Origin of the sequence: Curtobacterium flaccumfaciens (assembly GCF_051548005.1) — a bacterium.
GTDB lineage: Bacteria > Actinomycetota > Actinomycetes > Actinomycetales > Microbacteriaceae > Curtobacterium.
Window position 1 is genome coordinate 1 of the sequence record NZ_JBPUGH010000145.1, and the last position, 8,544, is coordinate 8,544.

Annotated in this window: 9 protein-coding genes; 8 read left to right on the top strand and 1 reads right to left on the bottom strand. The window is 73.0% G+C overall.

What is annotated here, in order from left to right; translation table 11 throughout:
- Nucleotides 1-166 precede the first annotated feature (166 nt).
- The 7 genes from ACSW7Y_RS14270 (at nucleotide 167) to ACSW7Y_RS14300 (ending at nucleotide 6,531) form a co-directional block, all read left to right on the top strand.
- Nucleotides 167-922: a pseudouridine synthase gene (locus ACSW7Y_RS14270; RefSeq protein WP_438126917.1), complete on the top strand. Its 756-nt coding sequence runs from the start codon at nucleotides 167-169 to the stop codon at nucleotides 920-922.
- Between the two features lie 20 nt (nucleotides 923-942).
- Nucleotides 943-2,067: a prephenate dehydrogenase gene (locus ACSW7Y_RS14275; RefSeq protein ID WP_438126910.1), complete on the top strand. Its 1,125-nt coding sequence runs from the start codon at nucleotides 943-945 to the stop codon at nucleotides 2,065-2,067.
- Nucleotides 2,068-2,249: 182 nt separating this feature from the next.
- Nucleotides 2,250-2,936, top strand: coding sequence for a (d)CMP kinase (gene cmk / locus ACSW7Y_RS14280; RefSeq protein WP_438126918.1), 687 nt, complete (start codon nucleotides 2,250-2,252; stop codon nucleotides 2,934-2,936).
- 40 nt (nucleotides 2,937-2,976) lie between these two features.
- On the top strand, nucleotides 2,977-4,503 hold the full coding sequence (gene der, locus ACSW7Y_RS14285; RefSeq protein WP_438126911.1) for a ribosome biogenesis GTPase Der: 1,527 nt from the start codon (nucleotides 2,977-2,979) through the stop codon (nucleotides 4,501-4,503).
- Between the two features lie 12 nt (nucleotides 4,504-4,515).
- Nucleotides 4,516-5,106, top strand: coding sequence for a hypothetical protein (locus ACSW7Y_RS14290; protein WP_438126912.1), 591 nt, complete (start codon nucleotides 4,516-4,518; stop codon nucleotides 5,104-5,106).
- A 191-nt stretch (nucleotides 5,107-5,297) separates the two neighbouring features.
- Nucleotides 5,298-5,885 (top strand): hypothetical protein, encoded by a 588-nt coding sequence (locus ACSW7Y_RS14295; protein WP_438126913.1) that lies wholly within the window; start codon nucleotides 5,298-5,300, stop codon nucleotides 5,883-5,885.
- A 124-nt stretch (nucleotides 5,886-6,009) separates the two neighbouring features.
- Nucleotides 6,010-6,531 carry a hypothetical protein gene (locus ACSW7Y_RS14300; RefSeq protein WP_438126914.1) on the top strand — a complete coding sequence of 174 codons (522 nt, stop codon included), beginning with the start codon at nucleotides 6,010-6,012 and terminating at the stop codon, nucleotides 6,529-6,531.
- A 201-nt stretch (nucleotides 6,532-6,732) separates the two neighbouring features.
- Here the strand turns inward: ACSW7Y_RS14300 and ACSW7Y_RS14305 are convergent, their stop codons facing one another.
- Entirely contained in the window at nucleotides 6,733-7,596 is an 864-nt protein-coding gene (locus ACSW7Y_RS14305) for a helix-turn-helix domain-containing protein (protein WP_438126915.1), read from the bottom strand.
- 103 nt (nucleotides 7,597-7,699) lie between these two features.
- Between ACSW7Y_RS14305 and ACSW7Y_RS14310 the strand changes: the two genes are divergently transcribed.
- The coding region (locus ACSW7Y_RS14310) for an oxidoreductase (RefSeq protein WP_438126916.1) at nucleotides 7,700-8,544 on the top strand (845 nt) is incomplete at its 3' end.

The following is an 8,544-nucleotide window of genomic DNA, read 5'->3' on the forward strand; positions in this document are numbered from 1 at the left end:
GCGCGGCACCGACCGCCGCACGACCCCGCAGCCGGAGGGCGCCCGCGACCAGCACGGCCAGCCGCTCGAGGGCACGCCCGAGCGCCCGATCATCCCCGACTGGGACGCGGCGGACGGGACGGCGACCGCCGGGGCCGAGCCGAGCCTCCAGGCCGACGGTGAGCGCCTGCAGAAGGTGATCGCCGCTGCCGGCGTGGCATCCCGCCGCGTCGCGGAGAACCTGATCGTGGAGGGCCGCGTGACGGTGAACGGCGAGGTCGTCGAGGCCCTCGGACGGCGGGTTGACCCGGAGTCCGACGCCATCGCGGTCGACGGGGTGCCGGTGCAGATCGACACCTCCAGGCGGTACGTCGTCCTGAACAAGCCGGTGGGGATCGTCTCGAGCCTGCAGGACGAGCGCGGCCGCCGTGACCTGTCCGAGTTCGTCGACCGGTACGAGGAGCGCCTCTTCAACGTCGGCCGGCTCGACGCCGAGACCTCGGGGCTGATCGTCCTGACGAACGACGGCGACCTCGCGCACGTGCTCGCGCACCCGTCGTTCGGCGTGACGAAGACGTACATCGCGAAGGTGCACGGGAACGTCAACCCGGCGACCGTGCAGCGGCTGCTCGACGGCGTGGAGCTCGAGGACGGGCCGATCGCTGCGGACAAGGTCCGGCTGCTCGAGTCCAGCCGCGGCGAGTCGCTCGTCGAGATCACCCTCCACTCGGGCCGCAACCGGATCGTCCGTCGCATGCTCGACGAGGTCGGACACCCGGTGCTCGAACTCGTCCGACGGTCGTTCGGACCGCTGCACCTCGGGAGCCTGCCGATCGGCAAGACCCGCGAGCTGTCCACGGTCGAGCTCGGCAAGCTGCTCGCCATCGCGCGGGCCGCATCCGGTTCTCCACAGGGCGACCCGGACGAGGAGTCCACGGACTGAGGCGTCGGTAGGCTTGCGGGGTGACCGACGCCCACGCCCCGCTCGCCGAACCGGACATCGACCGGCGGCTCCGCGGACCCGTGCGCGTCGTCGGAGCGGGGCTCCTCGGCGCCTCGATCGGGCTGGCGCTCCGTGAGAAGGGTGTCGACGTCGTCCTCGACGACGTGTCGCCCGCGGCGCTGGCCCTCGCCGTCGACTACGGAGCCGGTCGTCGCCCCGCCGACGGCGACGCCCCCGAGCTCGTCGTCGTCGCGGTCCCACCGGACGTCGTCGCCACCGTCGTCGAACGGGAACTCGCGGCGTACCCGAGTGCCGTGGTGACCGACGTCGCCAGCGTGAAGTCCGGACCGCTCGCGGCACTCCGAGCAGCGGGCGCGGACGTCTCCCGCTACATCGGCTCGCACCCGATGGCGGGTCGCGAACGCAGCGGTCCCACAGCGGCCCGCGCCGACCTGTTCGTCGGGCAGCCGTGGGTGATCGCCGGGCACGACGACATCACGTACCAGCAGGCCGCGGTGGTCGAGGACATCGCGCTCGACCTCGGGGCGACCGTCGTGCCGATGGACCCGGAGTCGCACGACCTCGCCGTGGCGTACGTCTCGCACACGCCGCAGCTCGTGTCGACGCTGATGGCCGCCCGCCTCCGCGACGCCCCGGACGGCTCGCTCGGCCTCGCCGGCGGCGGTGTCCGCGACGTCACGCGGATCGCCGCGAGCGACCCCGGGCTGTGGGTGCAGATCATCGGCGCGAACGCCGAACGGATCCGGCCCGTGCTCGCCGACCTCCGCGACGACCTCGACCGGGTGCTCGACGCACTCGACGACCCGCACGGCTCAGGGTCGCCCCGCGCCCTGGCCGAGGCGATCGCGGCCGGCAACCGCGGGGTCGAGCGACTGCCGGGCAAGCACGGCACCACCAAGCGCTTCGCCCAGGTGGTCGTCCTCGTCGACGACACACCGGGGCAGATCGCCGCGCTCCTCACGTTCATCGGGGAGATCGGCATCAACCTCGAGGACATGCGCCTCGAGCACTCACCGGGCGCGCAGATCGGCATCGTCGAGGTGTCGGTCGTGCCCGAGCAGGAACAGCGACTCGTCGAGGAACTCGAGGGTCGCGGATGGAGGATCGCAGCAGCATGGGCCTGAACGACGACACGAACCGAGCGGTGCAGGACTCCGGCGTGACCGGCGGCCCCGACGGACCCGACTCCGGACTCCCCACGCCCGGCGACCAGCCCGGTCCGCTGGGCGGCGGCGACATCGCGGGCGGCCTCGACGGCCAGGGCGGGGGCGAGCCGGGCTCCACGAGCGCGCCGGTCCCGTCCGGCCTGCCCGACGGTGCCTTCGTCGCGAAGTTCGTCGTGGCGGTGGACGGTCCCGCGGGCAGCGGCAAGTCGAGTGTGTCGCGGGCGGCGGCGCGTGCACTGGGCTTCGGCTACCAGGACACCGGCGCGGCCTACCGTGCACTGGCGTGGCACGCCCTGCAGCAGCACGTGGACCTCGACGACGCCGCGGCCGTGCTCGCCAGCTGGGACACGTTCGACTACGACATCGGCACCGACCCCGACGACTACTTCGTCCGGGTGAACGGCACCGACGTCACGGACGCGATCCGGACGCCCGAGGTCACCGCCGCGGTCGCGCACATCGCGAAGCTCCCCGAGGTCCGGCAGCGGCTCGTGCAGCTCTTCCGGCAGGTCATGCGCCGCACGGACGCGCAGGGGATCATCACCGAGGGACGCGACATCACCACGGTCGTCGCGCCCGACGCCGAGGTCCGGATCCTGCTCACGGCGGACGAGTCGGTTAGGATGGCCAGGCGCTCGGCCGAGGTCACGACCCAGTCGGCCGCCGAGACCTCCGCAGCACTCGCCCGTCGAGACGCCGCGGACGCGAAGGTCGTCGACTTCATGAACGCCGCGGACGGCGTCACGACGCTCGACTCCACCGACCTCGACTTCGACCAGACCGTGCAGGCGGTCGTCGAGCTGGCCCGAAGCACGGCCACGAACTGATCACCCGCGGCCACCGGGCCGCACGCGAGGAACCCACACCATGGCCCAGCTGGACAACGACAACCCGGCGAACGACGAGTTCCCCGAGTACGACGGCGCCCTCGGCGAGCGGCTCGCCGAACTCGACGAGACCGAGGCGGAGCAGCGCACGACCGCGCTCCGCGCCGGGCTCGACGACTACGAGCTCGACGACGAGGACGTCGCACTCCTCGACGCCGCCGAGATCGGCGAGGACGGCACCTACCTCCTGCCGGCGCTGCCGGTGCTCGCGATCGTCGGGCGCCCGAACGTCGGCAAGTCGGCGCTCGTCAACCGCATCCTCGGTCGCCGTGAAGCAGTCGTGCAGGACGTCCCCGGCGTCACCCGCGACCGCGTGAGCTACAAGGCCGAGTGGAACGACAAGCGGTTCACGCTCGTCGACACCGGCGGGTGGGAACCCGACGCGAAGGGCATCAACGCCTCCGTGGCCGCGCAGGCCGAGGTCGCGATCGACCTCGCCGACGCCGTGCTCTTCGTCGTCGACGTCACGGTCGGCATCACCGCCACCGACGAGCACGTCGTCAAGATGCTCCGCGGCACCGACCGTCCGGTCATCGTCGTCGCGAACAAGTCCGACGACGACCGCCGCGACCTCGACGCCTACGAGCTCTGGAACCTCGGCCTCGGCGAGCCGCACCCCGTCTCCGCGCTGCACGGTCGGGGCGTCGCGGACCTGCTCGACCTCATCGTGAAGACGTTGCCCGACACCTCTGCGGTCGCCAAGCAGGAGGTCGGCGGTCCCCGTCGCGTCGCGATCCTCGGTCGCCCGAACGTCGGCAAGAGCTCGCTGCTCAACAAGGCCGCCGGCGAGGAGCGCGTCGTCGTCAACGAGCTCTCCGGCACCACCCGTGACCCGGTGGACGAGCAGGTCGAGCTCGGCGGTCGAGTCTGGCGCTTCGTCGACACCGCTGGCATCCGCAAGCGCGTGCACCTGCAGCAGGGCGCCGACTTCTACGCCTCGCTCCGCACCACCGCGGCGCTCGAGAAGGCCGAGGTCGCCGTGGTCGTCCTCGACGTCACCGAGCCGATCTCCGTGCAGGACCTCCGCATCATCGACCTCGTGCTCGAGTCCGGCCGCGCGCTGGTCCTCGCGTACAACAAGTGGGACCTGCTCGACGACGACCGCCGTCGCTACCTCGAGCGCGAGATCGAGCAGGACCTCGCGCACGTGGCCTGGGCGCCGCGCGTGAACATGTCCGCCCGGACCGGTCGCCACCTCGAGAAGCTTGTGCCGGCGCTCGAGACCGCGCTCGAGTCGTGGGACACTCGCATCCCGACGGGCAAGGTCAACGCCTTCATCGCCGAGCTCGTGCAGGAGCACCCGCACCCCGTCCGCGGTGGCAAGCAGCCCCGCATCCTGTTCGGCACCCAGGCGTCGAGCCAGCCGCCGACGTTCGTGCTCTTCACGACCGGCTTCCTCGACCCGCAGTACCGCCGGTTCATCACCCGTCGTCTCCGCGAGGTCTGGGGCTTCGCGGGCACGCCGATCAACGTCAACATGCGGGTGCGCGAGCGCCGCAAGCGGTAGCCGAGGCCGCTCGTGTCCGACGATGCCCGCCGACGCGTCACCCCGAAGCGGGTGCTCGCGACGGCGGGCGTCGCCGTTCTGGTGGTCGGTGGGGTGTGCTGGGCCGTGGTGTCGTCGCGTCCGCCCGCGCCGGACACCGCCGGGGCGACACCGGCGGCGGCACGGACCCCGGCCGGCGCCGGCGTCGATCCGACCGCGCCGTGGGCGGAGCGCGTCCCGCCCGTCGCAGGCGACCTCGTCCCCATCGACCGGTACGCCGCCGGGCACGTCACGATCACACGCCACGGTGCCGGAGGACTCCGGATCAGGATCGACCACTTCGACGTGGCGTGGCCGAGCGTCGAGGGGCCGGTGGAGGTCGGCTCAGTGCGCGTCCTGCTCTCGGCCGGACCGGTCGTCGGAGAACGCCGGGGCTACTGGGCGCAGCGCGGTGAGCCGGTCGACGTCGGTACGGTGGAGGTCGAGCCAACAGTCGTCATCGACGTCCCGGCGTCGACACGCCTCCCGGCCGACGTGCGATCCGTGGTCCTCGAGCGTGCCTCCGACGATCCCGAGACGGACGGGCGGGTCATGGGCGGGGCCGCACTCTTCCTCGCGGAGTGACCTGGCCGTCGTCGAGTCGGGGTGACCTGCCCGTCGTCGAGTCGGGGTGACCTGCCCGTCGTCGAGGCAGGTGGGGCACCCGTCGACCGATCGACGCACCAGGACGCCGGATGCGGCAGCATGGGGAGCGTGACCGTCCCGGTACAGCGCCACCGGCGCCGTCGACCACGTCGCCCTCGACGCCGCGTCCGATGACGCGCCGCTGGCTCCTGGTCGGGGGAGCGGCGGTCGCGGCCGTCGGGCTGATCGCGCTCGGCCTCGGGGTCCCGCGCGACGACAGCGCGGCACCGGACGGCTCGAACCCGGGGACCAGCACCCCGGCCGGTGCGGCCATCGCGTCGCCGGCGCCGGGATGGCTCCGTCCGACGAACGGCCTCGGCGGCGGGACGGACGGCGAGGGTGGCCAGCCGGAGCAGCAGACAGGAGACCACGCGCTCGGCTCTGCAACGTGGTGGCGTCGTGTGCCGCCTGTCGCAGGGGCGCTCCGAACAGTCGACGGTCGACGGATCGGCCACGCCGCGGTGCTCGCCTCGGACGGAGGCACGCTGACCGTGACCGTCGTCGGCGCCGCGCAGCTCCCTCGGACCGCGACCAGGGCCGTGCTCACGGGGGACGACCGTGCCGTCGTCGAGTTGGGCAGCGTCACACCGGGCGTGCGGGGTGTGGGGTTCGTCCTCACGGCGGCGGACGCCGACCAGCTGCCCGACCCGGTCACCACGCTCGAACTCCAGGACGCGGAGGGCCGCACGGTCGCGACGGCCACGCTGCTCCCGGTCTGATCCGGGGGATCCGGCGCCCGGCGCGATCCGTGGCGGGCGTGCGCCGTGCCTCCAGGCTGGCTCCGCCGCACCGGACGGGAGGCGCGGTGCACGACCGCCCCGTCGGATGCGGCACCATGGTCTGGTGACCCTCCGCAGCAACGGCCTCGGTGCCACCGCCGACCGGCTGTGGTGTCGGCTCCGGCTCGACCGCCTCGCGGGCGGCCGGCAGGCGGGGTACGTCATCCGCGAGGACATGCTCGAGCACCCCGACACCGTCCGGTCGTTCCGTTGGATCCGGTGGCTGCTCGTCGCGGAGACGATCGTGGGCCTCACCGCGATCGTCGTCGCCGTGCTCCTGACGCGCGCGGGGGAGACCGTGCCGTGGGCGGTGTGGTTCCGGGCGACCGTCGTGCTGCTCATCACCCTGACGCTCTACGTGTTCGCGTGGCGGGCGCAGCTCGGCTACTACTGGGCGTACCAGCGGCTGCGGTTGTTCAGTCGGATCTTCCCGATCGTCACGCTCGTCGTCGCGGCGATCCCCGGGCTCTACCCGTTCTGGATGGTCATCGAGCAGATCGTGTTCTCGCTCCTGATGATCGGGATCGGGGACGTCCTCACCTCGGACCACATGCGGTCGACGTTCCCGAAGCCCGCGCGGCGGTAGGGCGTGCGCCCGGGCCGCCGTCCTCGAACGACGCGGTCGTCGTCGTACGACGTCGGTGCGGTCGCTCGTTGCAGGCGCGGGTGGTCGGCGTGGACACGCAGCGACGCGGTCGTTGTCGTTCGACGTCGGTGCGGTCGTTCCGCAACGACCCGGTCCGGACCCCGACGACGGGCCGCGCGGGCCCGTGCGGGCGCCTGGCGGTCAGTCCGTGGGACCGCCGGCCGCCCGCTCCTCGGTCCGGGAGGCCACCCGCGAGGCTGCGAGCGACGCCAACACGGCCAACCCCTGCGCGGACGCCGAGCCCGGCTCCGCATGGTGCACCACGAGGAGCTGCCCGTCCGTGCCCCCGATGCCGAGCTTCTCGCGCCGCAGCTCCAGGTCGCCGACCTCGGGGTGCCACATCCGCACGGCAGCACCACCGAGCGGCCGGACGTCGTGCCGTGCCCACAGGCGCCGGAAGTCCTCGCTGCCGAGGGACAGCTCGCCGACGAGCGCCGTGATCGCAGGGTCCTGCACGTCGGTGCCGATGGACGCCCGGAAGGCCGCGACCATCCCGGCCATCTGCTCCTGCCAGTCGGGGTACCTCGCGGTCTCCGCGTCGTCGAGGAACATCGTCCGCAGCCGGTTCTCGCCCGCCCGCAGGCCCGGGGCGAGCTCGGTGGCGAGGGCGTTCGCCGCCAGGACGTCGAAGCCCCGGTCCTCGACGAAGGCCGGCAGCCCGATGACGTCGAGCAGCTGGAGCGTCCCGGTCGGGACCCGCTCGGCGCGACGGCTGCGTCGTCGGGGCGCGGGGGAGGCGCCCGCCAGACCGTGCAGGTAGTCGCGGGCGACCTGGTCGAGTCCGAACACCCGCGCCACCGCGTCGAGCACCTGCACGGACGGGTTCCGGTCACGTCCCTGCTCGAGCCGCAGGTAGTAGTCGGCACTGATGCCCGCGAGCGTCGCGACCTCCTCACGGCGGAGCCCCGGCGTCCGCCGCACCCCGGTCACCCGGATCCCGGCGTCCTCGGGGCGCACGAGCGCGCGCCGTGCCCGGAGGTACTCGCCGAGGGTGTTGTCGTCCACGTGCCCGATGCTACGGACCGGCCCGCTGCCGATCCTGGTCCCCGTGGTCCCAGGGCCGCCGGGGGCCTGCCGTCGGGGCCGTCGGGCGCGCATCGTGGTGTGCATGACGAACACGACCCTCCCCGGCGGCTCCTACCGCCTCGCCGACGACCTCGAACTCACCCGCTTCGGGTACGGCGCCATGCAGCTCGCCGGACCCGGGGTCTTCGGCCCGCCCGCCGACCGCGACGAGGCCGTCCGGGTGCTCCGCACGGTCGTCGAGCTCGGGATCACCCACATCGACACGTCCGACTTCTACGGCCCGCACGTCACGAACGAGGTCATCCGCGAGGCCCTGCACCCCTACCCTGAGGACCTGCACCTCGTCACGAAGGTGGGCGCCCGCCGCGACGCCGAGGGTGGTTGGCCCCATGCCCGCGAGCCCCACGAGCTCGTCGAGCAGGTGCACGACAACCTCCGGAACCTCGGGCTCGAGCAGCTCGACGTGGTGAACCTCCGGATGGGCGGGTTCGACGCTCCCGAGCCGGGCAGCATCGCGCCGCAGTTCGAGGCGCTCGCCGAACTGCAGCAGCAGGGACTCATCCGGCACCTCGGACTCTCGACGGTGAACGCCGAGCAGCTCGCCGAGGCGCAGACGATCGCCCCCGTGGTCTGCGTGCAGAACATGTACAACGTCGCCCGCCGCGAGGACGACGCCCTCGTCGACGCGACCGCCGCGCGGGGCATCGCCTACGTGCCGTACTTCCCGCTCGGCGGGTTCTCGCCGATCCAGTCCGGCGCACTCGACGCCGTCGCCGAACGGCTCGGCGTCTCCCGGCTCACCGTGGCGCTGTCGTGGCTGCTCCAGCGTTCGCCGAACATGCTCCTCATCCCCGGGACGTCGTCGGTCGCGCACCTGCGGGACAACGTCGCCTCCGCCGGGTTCGACCTGCCGGCGGACGCCGTGGC

What these genes read in the sequence shown, in the direction of transcription:
- der (WP_438126911.1), top strand. Translation starts at nt 2,977, where the DNA reads ATGGCCCAGCTGGACAACGACAACCCGGCGAACGACGAGTTCCCCGAG.
- ACSW7Y_RS14295 (WP_438126913.1), top strand. Translation starts at nt 5,298, where the DNA reads ATGACGCGCCGCTGGCTCCTGGTCGGGGGAGCGGCGGTCGCGGCCGTC.